Consider the following 19804-nt stretch of genomic DNA (forward strand, 5'->3'; position numbering starts at 1 on the left):
GAAGTTTTCAATGTCCATGGTGTCCATGACCTGACCACCGAAGCGTTCAGCCACGATACCTGTGTTAATGCCTTTACGTGCAGCATAGATTGCAGCTGTTGCACCCGCAGGTCCACCACCAATCACCAATACATCAAAAGCATCTTTGGCATTGAGTGCTGCCGCATCTTTTTCAGCTGAGTTGGTATCAAGTTTTGCCACAATCTCTTCAAGGGTCATACGACCTTGACCAATGTGTTCATTGTCCTGGAATACCATCGGTACAGCCATGATTTTGCGTTGTTCGACTTCGTCTTGGAAGAATGAACCGTCAATCATGGTTGCCGTGGTGTTCGGGTTATAAATCGCAATCAAGTTGAGTGCCTGTACCACATCCGGACAGTTATGACAGCTGAGTGATACAAACACATCAAAGTTGGCTTTGAGGTTTAAGCCTTTAATCTGGTTGAGTACTTCATCAGACACTTTAGGTGCATAACCAGATACCTGTAACAGTGCCAAGATCAAAGACGTAAACTCATGGCCCATTGGTAAGCCTGCGAAGAATACACGAGGCTGTTCACCTGCTTTAGCCACACCAAAGCTTGGACGACGTGTATTGTTGCCATCAAAACGGGCAGTGACTTGGTCAGATAGTTCAGCAATTTCTGTCACTAACTCTTTAATTTGAGCCGCTTTATCTGATTCATCTAAAGCAGCAACTAATTCGATTGGACTTTCTAAACGTTCTAAATAAGCTTTTAATTGAGTTTTAATGTTTTGATCTAACATCTGTTTTTACTCCAATGCATCCAAATTCTTTCAATAGATGCATAGTACGTTAAAACATAAAATAGGTAAAACAGTATGTTTTTATATATTTGATCGGTTTTTTAGATTTAATTATTATTTACGTCAAATTAAAAAAAGCCAACCTGAACTCATCCAGCGCAGGTCGGCAAACTGGTTAAACTAGAGTAAGACCAAACCAAATACAGCCCCAGCAATCAAGACATGTAAAGGATGAACCTTTTTAATTAAAGATAATAAAGTTGCAATGACTACCATAATAATGAGTAAAGTATTTATGGCAGCTGCCTCAGAAATAATCCACGCACTGGCAAGTACAGTTCCCACAGTGACAGGTTGTAAAGCAAGTTGTAAAACACGGCGCCATTTCTTATCTTTAAATTTTGACCAGCCTCTCATCACAAATACAGTAATAAGAGATGAAGGTAAAAATTTAGCGGTAGACGTTACAAGTAGACCTGACAACCCTGCTACATGCCATCCCACCAAAGGTACAATCATCATGTTCGGACCAGGGGCAGCTTGAGCCATGGCGAACAATGCACTGAATTCTTGTGCCGTCATCCAGTGGTGAATATCAACTACTTGGCGTTGCATTTCAGGCAAAATTGTATTGCCGCCACCAAATGCAATAAGAGACAATTGAGTAAAAATGATCGCTAAAGTAAGTAGAACTGCACCCATTACACACGTCTCCAAATAATAGCTGAATAGAATGCCAACAAAATCAGCATGGTCACAAGTAATGGAACTTTCAGAAAAGCAATACTGATAATTGCAGCAACAACTACGCAAATCGCTAATGGATTACGTAATAATGGCTTAAGCATTTTCAAACCTGTTGCAACCAGAAGTCCTGCTGCTGCCGCCGCTAAACCTTCGAAAAGATGCTTAACCATTAAATTATCTTGGAACTGCTCATAGACATAATGTAAAAGTACAACAATTATCGTAGGTGCAAGGATCAGACCAATGAGTGAGCTCACTGCCCCACGAACACCGCGAAACTCCATGCCAATCGCAACCGATAAATTAATAATATTGCCACCCGGTAAAAATTGACACAGACCAAGTAACTCAGTGAATTTTTCAGGGCTTAACCACTGTCTCTGCTCTACAATAACTTTACGGGCTAAAGGCAGCACGCCACCGAATCCAATTAAACCTAATGTTAAAAAACCTAAAAATAACTCTGTGCAGGTCGGGACACTCTCCTTCTGCACAGCAATCTCAACATGGTTCATTTTCGTTACTTTTCACTTTATCTGACCAAGATAGAATGATACTTTTGTGATATATCTACAAATGCTTTTATTTTCACTAACCATACCATAAAGGTATTCCTATGCTCGATTTACATAAGCTCCATGCCTTTGTTGTGGTAATAGAAGAAAGGAATATTACGCATGCCGCAAATCGATTGTTTATTCAACAGCCCCCCCTAACGCGTTTACTTAAAAAACTCGAAGAAGAACTTGGTACACAATTACTTATTCGCCAGCCTCGAGGAATTGAACCAACTGAGGCTGGTTTAGCCTTATTTAAAGAAGCACAACTTTTATTAGAACATGCGCGCCATATTCCAAAATTAGTCCAAGATGTTAGCCAAGGTAAAACTGGACAACTCAATATTGGTTTTACAAGTTCCGCAGGTTTGCATCCGCTTATTTCACTAGTATTGCGCTCATATCGAGAAATATATCCAAACGTACAAACCAAACTTGAAGAAGCAGGCAGCCAAAAACAATTAGATCGATTAATCTCCGAGAAACTTGATATTGCTTTTTTAAGAGCACCGATCAGCCGTGATATTGGGTTAAAACATCACCATATATTAGATGAACCAATGATGGTGGCATTGCCTATAGGCCATCCACTTACACGAAAAGAAAAAATTAGTTCAAATGACTTATCAGATGAAAATTTTGTTTTATACCGTCGTTCTTCAGGACAAGGTTTATATGACAATATTTTATATAGTTGCTACCAAGCAGGTTTTAGTCCACGCATTATTCAAGAAGCGCCTCGACCTACCGCTACATTAAATTTAGTCGCTGCTGGAATTGGTATAACGATTGTGCCGGCCTCAATGCATAATTTTTGGGAACATGAAATTGTCTATCGCGAGTTTGATGATTCAATGAAACTAAATGCGCCTCTTTACCTGATTACTCGGGAAAATGAGAGTTCTACCAAAGTTTCAAACTTTATTGAACTATTGCAAAAACTTTTACCCAATGGCCTGAGTGTAAAAGCAAAGTAATAAAAAGTGCCTATATAAAGACACTTTTTTAAAGTCATTTTTAACAAAAAATAGTTTAAATTTTGCTATGTTTTCAAGAGTAATACTTTTTCTTCAGCCAAAGCGAAACTGAAACCAATGAAATCAGCACAGGTACTTCAACCAATGGCCCAATCACTGTGGTAAATGCTACAGGTGATACCAAACCAAATGTTGCAATGGCAACCGCTAAAGCTAACTCAAAATTGTTACCTGCCGCGGTAAATGAAATTGCCGCTGTACGCGGGTAATTATTCCCCATACGTTTACTCATAAAGAAGCTAATAAAGAACATCACCACAAAGTAAATCGTCAGTGGAATCGCAATACGTAATACATCTAAAGGTAAGCTCACCACATCGCCACCTTTTAGGCTAAACATCGCCACGATGGTAAAAAGTAAAGCAATTAAACTAATTGGGCTGATTTTTGGTAAAAATTTAGTTTGATACCATTCCAACCCTTTCGACTTGACTAAAATCAAACGCGTCAAGAACCCCATTAAGAATGGAATACCTAAGTACACCAAAACCGCGTGTGTGATGGTCCAAAAATTCACATCAATGACTTGCCCTGCTACACCAAAATACGGAGGTAAGAAAGTTAAGAAAAGCCATGCATAGGTACTAAAGAACAAAATTTGGAAAATACTGTTAAAGGCAACCAAAGCTGCAACATATTGGTTATCACCACAAGCAAGACCATTCCAAACCAAAACCATTGCGATACAACGTGCCAAACCAATCAAAATCAGGCCTGTCATGTATTCCGGATAACTATGCAGAAAAACAATCGCAAGAATGAACATTAAAACTGGAGCAATAATCCAGTTCTGTACCAACGATAAAGTTAAGGTTTTCTTATCCTTAAATACTTCTGGTAACGCAGCATAATCAACCTTTGCTAAAGGTGGATACATCATCAAAATTAAGCCGATTGCGATCGGAATATTAACGTTATCTACACTTAATTCATTTAAAGACACAGATGCCTGAGGAAAGAAAACTCCAATCGCTAAGCCTAAAGCCATGGCAATAAAAATCCATAGCGTCAGGTTACGGTCTAAAAAAGAAAGCTTTTGCTTAGTCATCTCGACTCTCTTACCCAATATGAGAGATTTTATTAATCTCAGCAATCAAATGTGAACGGTTTAAGTTCGCAACATCAAGTGCAAACAAAGCATCTAAACGACGATTAATATGAGCTACAGTTTCTTGGAATGCTTTAAGCTTTTCTTCTTTCGGCAAGTCTAAGTGAGATGGGTCACTTAAACCCCAATGTGCTTTGATTGCGCCACCTAAATAAAGTGGGCATGCTTCTTGTGCAGCAGAATCACAGACTGTAATCACAACATCTGGTTGATACTGCTCGCAGTCATCAATAGTTTTACTCCATAGCCCATCTGTTGAAAGACCTAAGTTTTCAAGTGTTTCAATGGTTAATGGATGTACCTGTCCTGATGGTTTACTGCCAGCGCTATAAGCTTTCCAACCTTCTGGTGCACGGCTGTTAAATAAAACTTCTGACAAAATGCTACGGCAACTGTTTCCAGTACATAAAAATAAAAATTTCATGGTGTTACTCACAATAGGTAGAAATAGAAGAAAATTGTGAAGATGATTGATTCACTAAATTTTCATCTTGGCTTGCTATAGTTTTCAAAACTTCAACAGCCCAATTGGGTAAATCTGGATTGACGCTGTAATAAACCCATTGCCCCTGTCGTGCATCAAGTAAAATGCCATGAGTTCTTAATAAAGCTAAGTGTCTGGAGATTTTCGGTTGGCTCAACTCAAGCTGTTCAGTTAACTCACAAACACAAATATTTTGTTTGCTAAGAACTAGCTTAAGAATGTTTAACCGAGTTTGGTCAGATAGACATTTAAAGAAATCGACTTGGTTGATCATATCTTCAACAGAATATATTCGTTATTGCAAATATACGGATATCCATATATAAATGCAATATCTTAATTTGACAATAAATTTACCATGACTGAGCTAGTGAAGATTTACCATAACCCTGCTTGCGGAACCTCACGCAATACATTGGCGCTTATTCGTCATGCTGGGTTTGAGCCTATCGTTATTGAATATTTGCAAACTCCACCGAGTAAAGATGAATTAATTCAACTCATTAAGGATTCAGGCTTAACTGTACGTGAAGCAATTCGTAAAAATGTTGATCCCTATAAAGATTTAGAGTTAGAACAAAACCATTGGACCGATGAACAGTTAATTGATTTTATGGTTCAGTACCCAATTTTAATTAATCGCCCATTTGTGGTTACACTAAAAGGCACGCGACTTTGCCGCCCTTCTGAGATTGTATTGGATATTTTAGATACACAAAACTTAAGCTATTTCGCAAAAGAAGATGGTGAAGTAATCATTGATGAGCAAGGCCGTCGTATAAAGTAATTAAAGATATTTATTAATATAAAAAGCTAAATGGCATAACACCATTTAGCTTTTTTTGAATTAAACAGGTTAAAAATAGGATTTAATAAAAGGAAGCAGTTGCTCTCCTATTACCATGCCTAATAAACCGACTAATGCAACAAGAGGTGGAGCTGGTGACTTAACATTTAAAACATAATATAAAACACCAACAAGCAACCCTACAGCCAAAGATAACAAGTACATTTTCATCGTACATACCTTAGAGAATCAAGCCATTTAATCAGCAGGTTCCCATACTGTTTTATTTAAAATGCAAAACACGAGCACCCAAGTGCGCCCCAGAAAGATTTTTTGTCCTTATCATTTACAGGAACATCAAGCATCCAAGCGTGGCTGTGTCCATGCATTCCACAGCTGCTAGCACATGCACACAATGCACTTTGTGACTGTAATGATTGATTGGAAGGAGCATTACGGTTTTCAGATAAACGCCACTGACCACCGAAGCGTTTTACCGGCGACCATGTTGGAGATGCTGGCGGTAACGGCGGATCATCTTGCTTAAACTCTGCCCCTGCGTACACCACTTTGCCGCCTAAAACAGTGAGTACAGACTCAATCCACTGGATATCTTCTGCTTCAACTTTGAAGTAGTCATCTGACAACACAACTAAGTCGGCAAGTTCCCCTGCTGTTAGTGAACCTTTGACATCTTTTTCACCTGAGAACCAAGCTGAACCTTTAGTCCAGAGTTTAAGTGCTGTTTGACGGTCTAATAGATTTTTTTCATCATAGAGAGGTAAACCGCCGACTGTTTTACCTGTACTTAGCCAATACAAACACACCCAAGGGTTATAAGAAGCAACACGAGTCGCATCTGTCCCCGCACCCACAGGAACACCAAGTTCTAACATTTTCTTAACTGGTGGCGTTGCCTGAGCGGCTTCAGCACCATAGCGTTTTACGAAAATCTCACCTTGATATGCCATACGGTGTTGAATGGCAATACCACCACCCAACGCACCAATACGTTCGATATTACGCTCAGATACAGTTTCGGCATGGTCAATAATAAATCGAGTTGCAAATGGCTGTTTTGAATTGACGCGCTCAAATACATTGAGCAGACGATTAATACTTTCATCATAGGTTGCATGAATACGGAATGGCCATTTCTTTTCAGCCAAGTGCTCTACAATAGCTTCGAGTTCACCTTCCATTTTTTCTGGTAAATCTGGACGTGGTTCATAGAAGTCTTCAAAGTCCCCCGCTGACCAAGTCAGATTCTCACCTGCTCCATTCATTCTAAATAGCTCATCACCATCACCCGGAAATGTCATTTCTGTCCAACGGCGATAATCATCAAGCTCTTGGCCTGCCTTTTGAGCAAATAAGTTGTAAGCAATTCGCACTGTCATTTGATTTTGATCGTGTAATTGCTTAATCACATCATAATCTTCAGGATAGTTTTGACCGCCACCACCTGCATCAATTGCTGAAGTAATGCCTAATCGGTTCAGTTCACGCATGAAATGACGAGTTGAATTGACTTGATCTTCAACTGGCAATTTCGGTGCTTTCCCTAAGGTCGAATATAAAATCATAGCCGATGGCGTAGCGAGCAACAGACCTGTTGGCTCACCTTTTTCATTTCGTACAATCTTGCCACCTGGTGGGTCCGGTGTATCTTTGTTAAAGCCTAATACATCAAGTGCAGCTCGGTTCAACAAAGCACTGGCATATAGATGTAAAACAAATACTGGAGTATCTGGTGCAGCTTTATTAATTTCCTCTAAAGTCGGTAAACGCTTTTCGGCAAACTGGAATTCAGTCCAACCGCCTACGACACGAACCCATTGTGGAGCTGGAGTATTGTCTGCTTGTTCTTTGAGTAAGCGTAACGCATCGGCAACGGATGGCACACCTTCCCAGCGCAGCTCCATATTGTAATTTAGGCCACCACGAATAATATGCAAATGACTGTCATTTAGACCTGGTATAACGCGACGGCCATTTAAATCTACAACTTTGCTTGTTGGTGTTGCGAGCTTCATAACCTCATCATTTGTACCCGTGCGTAACACTTTACCATCTGCAATCGCAATTGCTTGTACTTCTGGACTTTTGGGGTCTAATGTTGTGATTTTACCGTTTATGAGTATGAGGTTTATTTCGGTCATTCTGAACTCCATTCTTGTGAATTATCGTTCTAAAAAATAAAGGCATATCTGTATTAATATCACTTAAATATTGAATACTAGACATGCCTTTACCTAAATCAGTAGTGTTTTATTTTGCAGGAACTGGTGCAAGTACTTCATGTTTTGATGTTGTACGCTCAGGTGCCTTATGTACCATCGTATAAGCATAATCCACACCCATACCGTAAGCACCAGAGTGTTCACGGACAATTGCCATAACTGCATCATACGTATCACGATGAGCCCAATCACGTTGCCATTCGAGTAAGACTTGTTGCCAAGTTACTGGAACAACACCAGCTTGAATCATACGTTGCATGGCATAATCATGTGCCTCTTTCGATGTACCACCTGAAGCATCCGCGACCATATAAATCTCATAATCCCCTTCAAGCATCGCACCAAAAGCGAAGGTGTTATTACACACTTCAGTCCACAAACCTGAAACAATCACTTTTTTACGATTATTTTTTGCAAGCGAATCACGTACTTTTTGGTCATCCCATGAATTCATTGAAGTACGTTCTAGTAATGGAGCATCTGGAAATACGTCTAGAAGTTCTGGATAGGTATGACCAGAGAAGCTTTCAGTTTCAACCGTTGTAATGGTGACAGGAATATTGAATGTTTTAGCTGCTTTTGCTAATCCTACAGTATTATTCTTTAATACTTGGCGATCTATTGACTGTACCCCAAAAGCCATTTGTGGCTGATGATCAATAAAAATAACCTGACAATTGGTTGGTGATAGTTGTTCTAAAAGTGATTTATTCATGGGTAAACTCCATTATTCCTTATGAGTAATGCATCAAAATTGCTTACTGGTTATTATGAAAACAGATAAAAATGTAAAAGCATAGACAGCAAATCAGCACGAATCTGTATTCTGTACGAATACAATCAAAACAATGATTGCTTTTTAATTTTTATAGTTTAATCATTGATATATATTTTTTTACCTTTCGCTTATCCATGGATCGATTAGACTGTATTTCCACTTTTGTAAGTGTTGTAGAACATGGGAATTTTAGTAGCGCAGCCAGAGCACTCGATATTTCTCGCGACTTAGTTGCCAAACGTGTTTGCTACCTCGAAAATGACCTCAGAACCACACTTTTAACTCGAACAACAAGACAGATGAACCTCACCTCTTGTGGGGAAAAGTTTTATCAACATAGCAAAGTCATTTTAAGTGAGTTCGAATGGGCTGCCTATGAAATTAGCTACAATCAGCAGTACCCAGAAGGCGAACTCAAGCTCAATACGCCAATGTCTTTTAGCAACATTTTTCTTCAACATATCATTTCAGACTTTATTGAGAAATATCCCAGCATCAAAATTGATTTATTCATGACTGATCAGCTATTAGATATGAATAATAATAAATTTGATTTAACCATTCGTGTAGATGGCTCTCCTCCTAATTTGGCAAATAGTAAAATATTAAATACCTATCAACGATATTTGTATGCAACACCTGAGTATTTTAATCAGCATGGATTGCCAGATTCATTAGAAGAACTTAAAGAACATAAGTTTCTAATTTACTATCAGGATAGTCGACATAAGAAGTTGATCTTCCAAAAAGATCAAAAAGAAGTGTCCTTTAATTGCTTCCCTGTGATGACCTGTAATAATGGTGAACTATTATTAGATATGTGCTTGAAAGATCACGGTATTGTTTTTCTTCCAGAGTTTATTGCAGAGCCTTACTATAAAGAAGGCAAATTACAGAAATGTTTGGAGGACTACACCAGTCAGCCGCTTCACCTATATGTTACATGGCCAAACCGTAAGATTTTATCGAAGAAAGTAAAACTATTTATTGATTTTTTAACACGTCAAATCGTTCCCATAAAATAACTAATCTGGGCCTTTTCCAGAAGAATTGGCCCCATTATTTTTTAGTTAGTTTAAATGGATTCAATCTTCTTATTTTTAAATAAATTTAATAAATTTTGTTCTGCTGACGCTGTGCTGTCTTCTTCAATAAATGTCGTCGCGTAGTGTTCTAAATGCTCTTCCATCAATTGAGTTGCTCGTTTTTCATCGCCTTGTTCAATCGCATCTAAAATTGCACGGTGTTCATCTGCCGAACAATTATTATGTTTTGGAATTTCATATAAGCCAATTAATAATGAAGTCCTTGCAATAAGCGTCTGCAAATAACTGGTCATAATCGTATTTTGATTTGCTTCAATCAGCTTTAAATGAAATTGCCCCGATAGCTTAATCCACTCGGCCCAATTGCCAGCTAAACGCTCATGAGACTCTTGATCTACTAAGCCTCGAAGCTCACTAAAATCTAGGTTATGTGACTTTTGAGCGAGCTTTTTTACAGTGGCGATTTCAAGCATGCTGCGTGCTTCAAAGACCTCTTTTGTTTCATGAGCACTATGTTTTGCGATGAGTGCCCCACGATTGGGCTGAATTTCGATGACCTTATCATGGGCAAGTTTTACGAAAACACGTCTTAACACTCCCCTCGTTACACCGAATGCCTCACATAGGGGTGCTTCAACCAAACGCGCCCCAGGTGTAAGTTGCCTATTTAAAATGGCATCAACAATAGCGTTATATATATGGTCATCAATTTCATCATTGCTCATTTCTACGGCTTTTTTTAGTGCATTCGATGGCATTGATTTCTCCATTTTTATTAACGCCTCCTCTTTTTAAAACTTTATCTAATAACTGTAGTGTAAGTTTAACTTAACCTTTTGGGAATATTACTCTCATTTCCACAGCATCTATGTGCTACTGAACAATTCAAAAATAAACCTTAAAATATCAGCTTATATAACTAAGTTTATGTACTTTTTATAAAAATTAATCTCTTCTCATTTTATAAAGCTGTCTCTTTATATCCAAATTCCGTACCAGTTTAAACAATCTCATCAATGCTACCCCCGAATTTGGCACAACTTTTGCTCAATAGAATTGTGCACAATCAAAATAACATATTGTGCACAATTTTAACTTCTTTCTTTTAGCCAGAGTTTCAAGCTGCTGAAGAACGTGCCCGCCCAACATAGGGAAGTGAGTGTTCAAGATGAATAATACCGAAGCAATAATTAAACCTTCTTATGATGCAAAGCTAACAAATCAAGACCTAGCTCCTTTAAAAAAGCAAACTTGGGGCGCTTATAATATTTTTGCCTTTTGGATGTCTGATGTTCATAGTGTTGGTGGCTATGTGATGGCCGGAAGTCTCTTTGCTCTTGGGCTGAACAGCTGGCAGGTACTTCTCTCTTTACTCATCGGCATTGCAATAGTTCAGTTTTTTACAAATCTGATTGCCAAGTCTAGCCAACAAACTGGCACGCCCTATCCGGTTATTTGCCGTGCAACCTTTGGTGTGCTTGGTGCAAACATACCTGCAGTTATTCGTGGTCTTATTGCTGTTGCATGGTATGGCATTCAAACTTATTTGGCCTCCAGTGCCTTTTTATTGGTCATTTTAAAGTTCTTTCCAGAATGGTCGGTCTATGCCGATGTTTCAAATTACGGCTTTCTTGGGCTTTCCTATTTAGGATGGTTTGGCTTTATGCTGCTTTGGCTACTTCAAGCGATTGTTTTTTGGTCTGGTATGGACAGCATTCGTAAGTTTATTGACTGGGCAGGTCCAGCTGTCTACGTTGTGATGTTTGCGATGGCAGTATGGCTCATCTGGAAAGCTGGCTGGCAAAATATTGATTTAAACTTGAGCGGTGTTCAATACGACGGTTTTGCGGTTGTACCAGTCATGATTGGTGCTATTGCGCTTGTTGTTTCATATTTTTCAGGTCCGATGCTGAACTTTGGTGACTTCTCTCGTTATGGCAAAAGTTTTAATGCTATTAAAATGGGCAACTTTCTTGGACTACCAATTAATTTCTTAGGCTTTTCTTTACTTACTGTGGTTTGTATTGCGGCAACGCTTCCAGTGTACGGCAAGCTCATTACAGACCCTGTCGAGATGGTTGGAAAACTTGATAATACATTTGTGGTGATTTTAGGTAGCTTGACCTTAATGATTGCCACCATCGGGATTAATATTGTCGCTAACTTTGTTTCACCTGCCTTTGATTTTTCCAACGTTTCACCGAGCAAAATTAGCTGGCGCATGGGTGGAATGATTGCAGCAGTTGGTTCGATTTTCATTACCCCATGGAATTTGTTTAATAACCCTCAAGTGATCCATTACACCATTGATATTTTAGGTGCATTTATTGGCCCACTTTTTGGTGTATTGTTAGCCGATTTTTACCTTGTTAAAAAACAAAAAATCGAAGTAGATGATTTATATACCTTAGATACCAAAGGTTTGTATTGGTACAAAAATGGTTATAACCACTCTGCCTTTTATGCCTTAATTCCAGCTTCATTAATTCCTATTCTCTGTGTGCTTTTACCACAATTATCGGGGCTAGCTAATTTCACATGGTTTATTGGGATGGGATTCGGTTTTGTCATTTACCGATTTCTTAATCAACCGCTTGCCCATGCTAAATCGGCAATGACTAAGGCAAAAGTACAATGAAAATTAAAATTATTAATCCCAATACTACTCAAAGCATGACTAATAAAATTGCTACATCAGCAAAGATAGTCGCGAATTCTAGCACTCAAATTATTGCAGTGAGTCCTCAAATGGGCCCTGCAACGATTGAAAGTTATTATGATGAAGCATTAAGTGCAGTAGGTGTGCTGGAGGAAATTCGCCAAGGTGAACTTCTAGGTGTAGATGCCTATATTATTGCCTGTTTTGGGGATCCTGCGCTTTACGCTGCCCGTGAAATGACTTCGGCACCTGTGATCGGGATTGCCGAAGCAGCTATGCGAACTGCAAGTTATGTCAGTACTGGTTTTAGTGTAGTCACGACATTACAACGCACAGTGAATATGAGCTGGCATCTGTCTCATCGCTACGGAGCTACGCCATTTTGCAAAAATGTTCGGGCATGTGATATTGCAGTTGAAGAGTTGGAGCTTCCTGACTCAAATGCCTATCGGACCGTACGAGATGAATGCAAAAAAGCACTCGCTGAAGATAAAAGCGATGCGATTGTTTTGGGCTGTGCAGGTATGAGTGATTTATGTCTAAAACTGCAAAACGAGTTAGGTGTGATCGTTATTGACGGCGTTGCAGCAGCCGTTAAACAAGCTGAAATGTTAGTTCAGTTAAATTTAAAAACCAGTAAAGTCGGCGATTGGGCCTCACCTCCCGTGAAAAATTACACTGGCATATTGTCAGGATTTGGAATGAACTAAAGAGTTATTGTTTCAATTCCAACTCAAAACGCTACGTTGGAATTGAAACAAAGAATAATTAAAGGAATTAAGCCTCTGCTAACTCTGGCTGTTGTTCTTCTTTATAAAACGGCACATCACCATTAATAGTTGCACGGTGCATGATGCGATGAGCATCGCCATAATCAAATAATGCTTTATGTTGTGTGCAACGGTTATCCCAAATCGCGATATCACCATCTTGCCACTTCCAACGCAAATGAAATTGCTCTTGGGTCGCATGTTCAAACAAGAAATTAAGTAACTGTTCACTTTCTTGTTCAGGTAACTCATTAATGCGAGTGGTAAAGCCCTCACTTACAAACAACAAAGGCTCACCTGTGACTGGATGGGTACGTACCACTGGGTGAACCACTGGTGGGTTACGCTTAAATGTTTGCAAAAGCTTTTCACGTTCTTCTTCGTTATGGGCAAAACGTTCAAGCGGAAAAGACTTACGAATATCGTGGGTTGCAGTTAAGCCACGTAGTTTTTGCTGTAACTTAAGCGGAAGCCCTTTAAAAGCTGCTGTGTTGCTGGACCACAAAGTGTCACCGCCTACAGGTGGAATTTTAATGGCTTGCAACACACAACCTAAAGGCGGGGTTTTACTAAAAGTCACATCTGTGTGCCAAAGTTCATTGTCACGCAAATCTTGTTTCCAGCTATCGAGTACCATCAACTCCGGTACATCTTCAATTGAAGGATAAATCGGGTGCACATGTAAGGTGCCAAAACTACGTGCCAAGTCTGCTTGTGCTTGCGGTGCTAATTGTTGCTTTCGAAAAAAAATGACCTGATGATCAAGCAAAGCCTGCTGGATTTGTTGCGTTGTCTGTTCATTTAACGCATTCAAATCAATATCGTGAATAATTGCGCCAATGGTAGGCTTGATCACTTCAATATTTAAGTTTGCTACTACTGTATTCATCTTCTTTACTACAACTGCTGACCATACCAAGGAGAAAACTGTTTTTGTAACCAACGTAAAAACAGCTCAAAACTAACTGCGACAATCGCAATCACAATAATGCCCAGAATCACCGTATCGGTAATTAAGAACTGTGCTGCCGATTGCACCATAAAACCAATACCACGGTCCGCTGCAACCAACTCTGCTGCAACTAATGTTGACCAGCCCACCCCAAGACCAATACGAATACCGGTAATAATATGAGGCAAAGCGGTTGGTAAAATGACATGCCAAAAGACTTGTGACTGACTTGCCCCTAATGACAATGCCGCACGTTCACGATTTAGCTGATGGCTTAACACACCATGCGCACTACTAATAATGACAGGCGCCAATATCGAGAAAAAAATCAAAAGTACTTTTGTGGTTTCGCCAATACCGAACCAAATAACAAGTAACGGCAAATAAGCTAACGGTGGAATTGGACGTAATAATTCAACCAAAGGATCTAGAACAGCGCGAACCCATTTGTTCAGACCCATCCATAAGCCTAGCGGAACTCCAATCACTACGGCAGCAATCAAAGCTAAAAATACACGTGAGATACTGGCTGCCAAGTGTTGCCACAAAGTCGCCTTCATAAAGCCTTCTTGGCTGACCGATATAAATTTTTGCCAGACTGCCTGTGGGCTTGGTAAAAACAGTTCGGGTACGACATGCAAAGCAGTAATGAGGAACCAGAGTGCAACCACACTTCCCACACTAATTATGCTAACTGCCAAAGTGCGATGTTTCTCAAAAAATGACGATAAAAATGAAGCTTTTTCTGTTTGCACATCTGGCTTAAGTTTTAGCTCTGCTTTGTCATATTCATAGACGTTATCTTTAGTGTTCATGTAGGTAACGCCTCCTTACCGCTTTGTTTTTGAGCCCTTAAACTTTCAAATAGCTGTTCTCTGAGCTGAATAAACTGAGGGTCAGATTTAATCGAACGAATAGGCTCGCCCTGACGATATCGTTGAGCAAAATCGAGATGTAGAGTTTCTACAATTTTGCCTGGATGCGCCGTCATCAGAACTAACTGATTGCTGAGCAATAATGCTTCTTCAATGTCATGTGTAATTAAAAAGAAGCTTTTATTCTGTTGAATCCATAAATCGAGCACTAATTGCTGCATGTTTTCACGCGTAAAAGCATCTAAGGCGGCAAAAGGTTCATCTAATAAAATAAAGGGCGCGTGACTGATCAAAGCTCTGGCAATACCAACACGTTGTTTCATACCACCGGAAAGTTCCCAAATATTAGCTTTTTCAACGTGACTTAAACCTACAATTTTTAAAATTGCACTCACTTGTTTCTCAATCTCTGCACGCTTTAAACCTTTTAACTGCAAAGCGAAGCCAACATTATCTGCAACATTCAACCAAGGAAGTAAGGCATGATCCTGAAACACCACAGCGCGGGTTACATCTGGACCAGTTACGACCTCATGATTTACAAGCACATCACCAGAACTCGGCTTTTGAAATCCTGCCAAGATATTAAGTAAAGTTGTTTTGCCGCAACCTGACTCGCCTAAAATCACGGTTAAAGAACCTTCTTCAATGGTTAGGTTAATGTCTTGTAAAACTGGCTTTTGCTGTTTAGGAAAAGTCAGATGAATATGTTTGGCTTCTAGTACACTCATGACAACTCCTTAAGGCTGCAAAAATGAAGAATTCACATTGCCTTTATAATCGGCTTTCAGTTGATCGACTTTGCCCTGACCTTTTAAGAACTTCGCCGTATCAAAAATATTTTGTGCAAATTCACCATCTAAAGTTTGTTTTTGCTGAGCGTGGTCAAGGTAAATATTTCCACTTAATAAAAGCGGGATATCTTTTGGATCAGAACCTGTGAGCTGCGCAATTTTTTGCACGTTATCGGCATCTTTAACGTAAGCGGTTGGGTCTTGATTGTATTTTTCAAGCTGCTCAAGCGTGGTTTGGACAAAAGCTTTTAAGAAATCAGGATTTTTCTCTGCAAAGTCTTTACGTACAACCCATAAGTCATAAGTTGGAGCGCCCCATTCACCCACTTGTTTCGAGTCGGTTAAAACCGTACCAGATGCTTTGGCTTTACTTAAAGCAGGTTCCCAAACATAAGCAGCATCAATATCACCACGTTCCCAAGCAGCTGAAATTTCAGGTGGACGCAAGTTGATAATTTTTACTTTGTCTTCTGGAATGTTCCAATGTTTAAGTGCAGACAAAAGGCTGTAATGGGTTGTTGAAACAAAAGGTACAGCAATGGTTTTGCCAATTAAATCTTGAGGGGTTTTAATGCCTGATTTATTACTCACCACTAATGCTTCAGACCCACCAAGTTTTGAAGTAATTAAGAATACTTCAATCGGTAAATCACGGCTTGCCGCAGCAGCAAGTGGGCTTGAACCAATATTGCCAAGTACCACATCACCTGAAGCAAGTGCATTAACTACATCTGAACCCGCATCAAATTTTTTCCATTGAATGGTCCGTTGACTATGTTTTTCATAATCTCCGTTAGCCTGTGCAACTTTGCTTGGGTCCACCCCTGTTTGATAAGCAATCACGACAGGTTTGTTGTCACGAACTGAAGCACTTGTATTATTGTCTTTTTTATTTTGCCATACGATAAATGCAACAATTGCTACAACCACAATTGCCGTGATAATCAACGGTTTGGTCTTTGTGCTCATAATTTCATGATCTTTCAATAATATAAGCCCATGGTATGCAGCCGGCTTTATAATGAAAAATAAAAAAATATGAGTTGCTTATCTAATTTTTATAAATAACTTTTCCTTATAAGTTTTTATCTTTTGGTAAAAAGCAAATTCTAAGTAAACTTACAGATTAAAATAAAAATTAAAATACTTATATATCAATAACTAAAAACGATATTCACAAATCATATGATTAGGAAAACCTGACAGATGCCCTCTAAGTATTTTATCCTCTCATATTTGATCATTTTTATTTTTGCATATTGCATCCAGAGTTTTGCATCTAATTAATTTTCATTCTTTTATATAAAGTTCAGATTTTATTATCTTTTTATCTTAAATCTTCTGCAAATATTGAGATTTGGGCAAATCTTTTTCTGGTTTATACATGACGCAAATTTAATTTTTATTTTTAAGAGGAGAAAAATTCTTTTGTTTAAACATTCTCAAATTTTGAAAAAAACATTAATTACAACGTCTTTAATTACATTCAGCCTCTCAAGTCATGCAGCGCTTACCTTTGGCAATGCTGAAGAAGGTCAGCTTAAAGTAAGTGGTACTGTTCGGGCTAAATATGTTTATGATTTTGACTCTGAACCCTCTACCAGTAAATTTTCTTTTAATGACGCCGTATTATGGCTAGATTACAACTCCCCGAAATGGATTGGCCGCTTAGATTATCGGGTTTATGAATATTACGGGCATTTAGGCGATGCCAATTGGCTCACCGATGCATGGATGGGTTATAAAATTAATGACAACAGTAAAATTATTGCTGGCTTAAACCCCGTTCCTTTTGGCTTGGGTCGCTTTTGGGGAAATACTTATTATTTAGGCATTGCCAATAGTGCCGGTTGGGAAGATGTACACAACCTTGGGGTGAAATATGATTTCAATGATGGAATCAATGAAGCACAACTCGCCTTTTATCCTACCGATGGTGGCACCTATAGAGGTAAAAGCAAAGACTCGAGTCGATTTAGTATCAACCCTGTCAATGCGGATGACTCAGTACCACAAGGCACCAATACTAAAGAAAAGGACTCCATTGTTGTTCGCGGTGCTCATACCTTTAAAAATGTCTTAGGCCAAGAAAATTTTTCTACCCAACTGGGCGCCTCTGCATGGTACTCCACCATTGAAAATAAACGTTCAGGACAAGATGGCAATCGCCAAGTCTATTCAGTTTTTAGCAATACCAATTACAATCAATGGAATTTACAGCTTTTGGCTGGTTATCAAGACATTGATAATGCCGACACTGAATATAAAGACCACCTAACTTTGGGCGGTTTCGATTATTCATTTAACTCTGCAACCAAAGGTCAGATTTACTCAGCCGAACTAAGCTATTTATTTCCTCAGCAGTTTGGCCCAATTACCTCTGTTCGCCCCTACCTAAACTATAGTTCTTATCGAAAAGAGCAAGATGGCTTTAAAGATTCAACCCGTTTTATTCCCGGCATTGCCTTTAACTATCAAAAATTGACAGTACAAGCCGAGTTGTTGATGGGTAAACACGATCCATATCTAGGAGACAGTGAAGGCCTTGCGGCTGGTGGAAGCAATGATAAATGGAATAAAAAAGCATTTGTGATTTTTGCTTATTACTTCTAATTCTAAAAATAAAGGCCAACAGATGTTGGCCTTTATTTTTATCTAGATATTTATTTTTACTCTAGTCGATTACTGGTGAATTATTGAGAGGAAGTTCTGTTTTATTTTCATCAATCACATCGACATCTTGAGCGGTAGGCTCAAACTTAATCAGTAGTCCAATCACAATTAAAGGAATAAACGCAAAGATAGAAATAATCAGATAAACATCAGTTTTATATCCCGCCATCCAGATTGGTAAAACAAACAAAGCAATTGCTTGAGCAACGCCCGTTACTGCACGGTTAAAGCCGACCCCAACGCCACGAATCGAAGCTGGATAAGCCATAGTTGGATAGACCATCATTTGTGCCCCAGGCCCAAAGCCTTCGGCAAAAAGCCATAAACCTAGCATGCCAATTGCGGTATATAGTAAAAAGCTATTACCCGGTTCACCAATGAATGCTAAGGCAATCAGGGCAATAAACTGGAGTAAAAAGCCTGTAAGCAATACATGACGAGATTTAAATCTGCTGGCAACAAATACCCCTAACAACCCACCCGTAAATGCAAATAGTAAATTAAGTCCAAGCGTGGTGGTAATGGTCGTCAAGACATCGGTATGAAAGAAACGTGTTAAAATAGAAGGTAAAAAGAAGGCAATGGTCGTGTACTGAAATGCCACCGAAATGTGAATCACAATTGCCACAATCGTTCTTGGCAAATAGGTTTTATTAAATAAAACTGCAAAACCCTCGCGCTTTTTCTTTTCAGCAGTTCTTTCTACTTTTTCAACTGTAGCGACTGCATTAATTGCATAGGATTCTTGTAGAACTTTAGCTGCCCCCTTTAAATCGCCTTGGTTTGCCAGCCAGATTGGTGATTCAGTTAAATATTTACCGCGAATAAAAATAATGAGTAACGCTGGCACTGCCCCAAAAATTAAAGATGCTCGCCATAACCAGTTGCTATACTCAGGGGGTAAAAGAAAATAAAGTGCCAGAACTAGACCAAAACAGACCGAAGAAGCGGCATACCACATTGGGCACCATGCAGCTAAACGCGCTGCCTTGTTGCTACTACCGTTAAACTTGGAAAACTCAGATAAGTATGACATTGCGACAGGCAAATCAATACCAACACTAATTCCCATAATAAATCGGGCTAAAATCAAAACCCAGACATTAGGTGCAAAGCCTGCGACAATCGCCGCAATGACAAAGAGCACCATGTCCGCCATAAAGACCCGATAACGGCCAATTTTATCTGTCAGCCAACCACCAATCAGGTTACCAACAATGGTTCCGCAGACAATTGCTGAAGCCACTACCCCAGTCATCACAGGGCTTAAAGAAAACTCTGAGATAACTTGCTCAATACCAAAGGACAGCGTTGTTAAATCATAGGCATCAATAAACACCCCAATTAGTGCCAACCAAATAACTTTATTCGATTTACCCTTCCCTGCAAATTTTGAAATTAATTGTGAAACATCATCGGGAGATTTAATTTCATAACGATGGTTATGATCGAGTTCTTGTGTGCTCACTTAATAATTCCTAAACTTTAATAACAGGAACAAAATAATGATTATTCACATAATA

General features: G+C 39.1%; 21 protein-coding genes. 6 read left to right on the top strand and 15 right to left on the bottom strand.

The window, feature by feature from the left end:
- The 3 genes from AW165_RS16290 to AW165_RS16300 all read right to left on the bottom strand — a co-directional run.
- Nucleotides 1–771 (bottom strand): thioredoxin family protein (locus tag AW165_RS16290; protein WP_155859646.1); only part of this gene is annotated, 771 nt, incomplete at its 3' end.
- A gap of 180 nt (nt 772–951) precedes the next feature.
- A complete protein-coding gene (locus tag AW165_RS16295; RefSeq protein WP_060466416.1) occupies nt 952–1473 on the bottom strand; it encodes a chromate transporter in 522 nt (173 codons plus the stop codon).
- Nucleotides 1473–2033 carry a chromate transporter gene (locus AW165_RS16300; protein WP_032006700.1) on the bottom strand — a complete coding sequence of 187 codons (561 nt, stop codon included), beginning with the start codon at nt 2031–2033 and terminating at the stop codon, nt 1473–1475. The genes AW165_RS16295 and AW165_RS16300 overlap by 1 nt, the downstream gene beginning before the upstream one ends.
- Nucleotides 2034–2134: 101 nt before the next feature.
- Between AW165_RS16300 and AW165_RS16305 the strand changes: the two genes are divergently transcribed.
- Nucleotides 2135–3052, top strand: coding sequence for a LysR family transcriptional regulator (locus AW165_RS16305; protein ID WP_060466417.1), 918 nt, complete (start codon nt 2135–2137; stop codon nt 3050–3052).
- Nucleotides 3053–3125: 73 nt separating this feature from the next.
- Here the strand turns inward: AW165_RS16305 and arsB are convergent, their stop codons facing one another.
- The 3 genes from arsB to AW165_RS16320 are packed head-to-tail and all read right to left on the bottom strand — an operon-like array spanning nt 3126 to nt 4978.
- Complete coding sequence (arsB, locus tag AW165_RS16310; protein ID WP_060466418.1) at nt 3126–4160, bottom strand: ACR3 family arsenite efflux transporter; 1035 nt, start codon at nt 4158–4160, stop codon at nt 3126–3128.
- Between the two features lie 10 nt (nt 4161–4170).
- Nucleotides 4171–4644: an arsenate reductase ArsC gene (locus AW165_RS16315; RefSeq protein WP_060466419.1), complete on the bottom strand. Its 474-nt coding sequence runs from the start codon at nt 4642–4644 to the stop codon at nt 4171–4173.
- A gap of 4 nt (nt 4645–4648) precedes the next feature.
- Nucleotides 4649–4978 carry a metalloregulator ArsR/SmtB family transcription factor gene (locus tag AW165_RS16320; protein WP_060466420.1) on the bottom strand — a complete coding sequence of 110 codons (330 nt, stop codon included), beginning with the start codon at nt 4976–4978 and terminating at the stop codon, nt 4649–4651.
- Nucleotides 4979–5062: 84 nt separating this feature from the next.
- Here AW165_RS16320 and arsC point away from each other — a divergent pair, with 84 nt between their 5' ends.
- Entirely contained in the window at nt 5063–5491 is a 429-nt protein-coding gene (gene arsC, locus AW165_RS16325; RefSeq protein ID WP_060466421.1) for an arsenate reductase (glutaredoxin), read from the top strand.
- A 69-nt stretch (nt 5492–5560) separates the two neighbouring features.
- Here the strand turns inward: arsC and AW165_RS19455 are convergent, their stop codons facing one another.
- The 3 genes from AW165_RS19455 to AW165_RS16335 form a co-directional block, all read right to left on the bottom strand.
- The gene (locus AW165_RS19455; RefSeq protein ID WP_000784879.1) at nt 5561–5722 is read right to left on the bottom strand and encodes a DUF1427 family protein; all 162 of its coding nucleotides are present in this window, start codon (nt 5720–5722) and stop codon (nt 5561–5563) included.
- 56 nt (nt 5723–5778) lie between these two features.
- Complete coding sequence (locus AW165_RS16330; RefSeq protein ID WP_002114254.1) at nt 5779–7653, bottom strand: amidohydrolase; 1875 nt, start codon at nt 7651–7653, stop codon at nt 5779–5781.
- A 109-nt stretch (nt 7654–7762) separates the two neighbouring features.
- The gene (locus AW165_RS16335) at nt 7763–8449 is read right to left on the bottom strand and encodes a hydrolase (protein ID WP_001043290.1); all 687 of its coding nucleotides are present in this window, start codon (nt 8447–8449) and stop codon (nt 7763–7765) included.
- A gap of 197 nt (nt 8450–8646) precedes the next feature.
- On the opposite strand from AW165_RS16335, the gene AW165_RS16340 reads away from it, so the two are divergent.
- Nucleotides 8647–9537 (top strand): LysR family transcriptional regulator, encoded by an 891-nt coding sequence (locus AW165_RS16340; protein ID WP_005802433.1) that lies wholly within the window; start codon nt 8647–8649, stop codon nt 9535–9537.
- Nucleotides 9538–9587: 50 nt separating this feature from the next.
- Here AW165_RS16340 and AW165_RS16345 read toward each other — a convergent pair whose 3' ends face one another.
- Nucleotides 9588–10328, bottom strand: a complete 741-nt coding sequence (locus tag AW165_RS16345) for a GntR family transcriptional regulator (RefSeq protein WP_060466422.1) — start codon at nt 10326–10328, stop codon at nt 9588–9590.
- 398 nt (nt 10329–10726) lie between these two features.
- Between AW165_RS16345 and AW165_RS16350 the strand changes: the two genes are divergently transcribed.
- Nucleotides 10727–12196, top strand: a complete 1470-nt coding sequence (locus AW165_RS16350; protein WP_060466423.1) for an NCS1 family nucleobase:cation symporter-1 — start codon at nt 10727–10729, stop codon at nt 12194–12196.
- Entirely contained in the window at nt 12193–12927 is a 735-nt protein-coding gene (locus AW165_RS16355; RefSeq protein WP_060466424.1) for an aspartate/glutamate racemase family protein, read from the top strand. The genes AW165_RS16350 and AW165_RS16355 overlap by 4 nt, the downstream gene beginning before the upstream one ends.
- A gap of 67 nt (nt 12928–12994) precedes the next feature.
- Here AW165_RS16355 and tauD read toward each other — a convergent pair whose 3' ends face one another.
- Genes tauD through tauA form a run of 4 tightly spaced genes read right to left on the bottom strand, consistent with a single transcriptional unit; the run spans nt 12995 to nt 16595 of the window.
- On the bottom strand, nt 12995–13876 hold the full coding sequence (gene tauD / locus AW165_RS16360; protein ID WP_060466425.1) for a taurine dioxygenase: 882 nt from the start codon (nt 13874–13876) through the stop codon (nt 12995–12997).
- Between the two features lie 8 nt (nt 13877–13884).
- Nucleotides 13885–14754: a taurine ABC transporter permease TauC gene (gene tauC, locus AW165_RS16365; RefSeq protein WP_057062502.1), complete on the bottom strand. Its 870-nt coding sequence runs from the start codon at nt 14752–14754 to the stop codon at nt 13885–13887.
- Nucleotides 14751–15545: a taurine ABC transporter ATP-binding protein gene (locus AW165_RS16370; RefSeq protein WP_060466426.1), complete on the bottom strand. Its 795-nt coding sequence runs from the start codon at nt 15543–15545 to the stop codon at nt 14751–14753. The genes tauC and AW165_RS16370 overlap by 4 nt, the downstream gene beginning before the upstream one ends.
- 9 nt (nt 15546–15554) lie before the next feature.
- On the bottom strand, nt 15555–16595 hold the full coding sequence (gene tauA, locus AW165_RS16375; protein ID WP_081410701.1) for a taurine ABC transporter substrate-binding protein: 1041 nt from the start codon (nt 16593–16595) through the stop codon (nt 15555–15557).
- Nucleotides 16596–17036: 441 nt separating this feature from the next.
- Here tauA and AW165_RS16380 point away from each other — a divergent pair, with 441 nt between their 5' ends.
- Nucleotides 17037–18221 (top strand): hypothetical protein, encoded by a 1185-nt coding sequence (locus AW165_RS16380; protein WP_060466428.1) that lies wholly within the window; start codon nt 17037–17039, stop codon nt 18219–18221.
- A gap of 61 nt (nt 18222–18282) precedes the next feature.
- Here the strand turns inward: AW165_RS16380 and AW165_RS16385 are convergent, their stop codons facing one another.
- Nucleotides 18283–19749: an MFS transporter gene (locus AW165_RS16385; protein WP_060466429.1), complete on the bottom strand. Its 1467-nt coding sequence runs from the start codon at nt 19747–19749 to the stop codon at nt 18283–18285.
- Nucleotides 19750–19804 lie beyond the last annotated feature (55 nt).

The organism is Acinetobacter sp. LMB-5, from assembly GCF_001541635.1.
In the GTDB taxonomy this organism is placed as follows: domain Bacteria; phylum Pseudomonadota; class Gammaproteobacteria; order Pseudomonadales; family Moraxellaceae; genus Acinetobacter; species Acinetobacter pittii.

What these genes read in the sequence shown, in the direction of transcription:
- AW165_RS16295 (WP_060466416.1), bottom strand. Translation starts at nt 1,473, where the DNA reads ATGGGTGCAGTTCTACTTACTTTAGCGATCATTTTTACTCAATTGTCT.
- AW165_RS16300 (WP_032006700.1), bottom strand. Translation starts at nt 2,033, where the DNA reads ATGAACCATGTTGAGATTGCTGTGCAGAAGGAGAGTGTCCCGACCTGC.
- AW165_RS16305 (WP_060466417.1), top strand. Translation starts at nt 2,135, where the DNA reads ATGCTCGATTTACATAAGCTCCATGCCTTTGTTGTGGTAATAGAAGAA.
- arsB (WP_060466418.1), bottom strand. Translation starts at nt 4,160, where the DNA reads ATGACTAAGCAAAAGCTTTCTTTTTTAGACCGTAACCTGACGCTATGG.
- AW165_RS16315 (WP_060466419.1), bottom strand. Translation starts at nt 4,644, where the DNA reads ATGAAATTTTTATTTTTATGTACTGGAAACAGTTGCCGTAGCATTTTG.
- AW165_RS16320 (WP_060466420.1), bottom strand. Translation starts at nt 4,978, where the DNA reads ATGATCAACCAAGTCGATTTCTTTAAATGTCTATCTGACCAAACTCGG.
- arsC (WP_060466421.1), top strand. Translation starts at nt 5,063, where the DNA reads ATGACTGAGCTAGTGAAGATTTACCATAACCCTGCTTGCGGAACCTCA.
- AW165_RS19455 (WP_000784879.1), bottom strand. Translation starts at nt 5,722, where the DNA reads ATGAAAATGTACTTGTTATCTTTGGCTGTAGGGTTGCTTGTTGGTGTT.
- AW165_RS16330 (WP_002114254.1), bottom strand. Translation starts at nt 7,653, where the DNA reads ATGACCGAAATAAACCTCATACTCATAAACGGTAAAATCACAACATTA.
- AW165_RS16335 (WP_001043290.1), bottom strand. Translation starts at nt 8,449, where the DNA reads ATGAATAAATCACTTTTAGAACAACTATCACCAACCAATTGTCAGGTT.
- AW165_RS16340 (WP_005802433.1), top strand. Translation starts at nt 8,647, where the DNA reads ATGGATCGATTAGACTGTATTTCCACTTTTGTAAGTGTTGTAGAACAT.
- AW165_RS16345 (WP_060466422.1), bottom strand. Translation starts at nt 10,328, where the DNA reads ATGGAGAAATCAATGCCATCGAATGCACTAAAAAAAGCCGTAGAAATG.
- AW165_RS16350 (WP_060466423.1), top strand. Translation starts at nt 10,727, where the DNA reads ATGAATAATACCGAAGCAATAATTAAACCTTCTTATGATGCAAAGCTA.
- AW165_RS16355 (WP_060466424.1), top strand. Translation starts at nt 12,193, where the DNA reads ATGAAAATTAAAATTATTAATCCCAATACTACTCAAAGCATGACTAAT.
- tauD (WP_060466425.1), bottom strand. Translation starts at nt 13,876, where the DNA reads ATGAATACAGTAGTAGCAAACTTAAATATTGAAGTGATCAAGCCTACC.
- tauC (WP_057062502.1), bottom strand. Translation starts at nt 14,754, where the DNA reads ATGAACACTAAAGATAACGTCTATGAATATGACAAAGCAGAGCTAAAA.
- AW165_RS16370 (WP_060466426.1), bottom strand. Translation starts at nt 15,545, where the DNA reads ATGAGTGTACTAGAAGCCAAACATATTCATCTGACTTTTCCTAAACAG.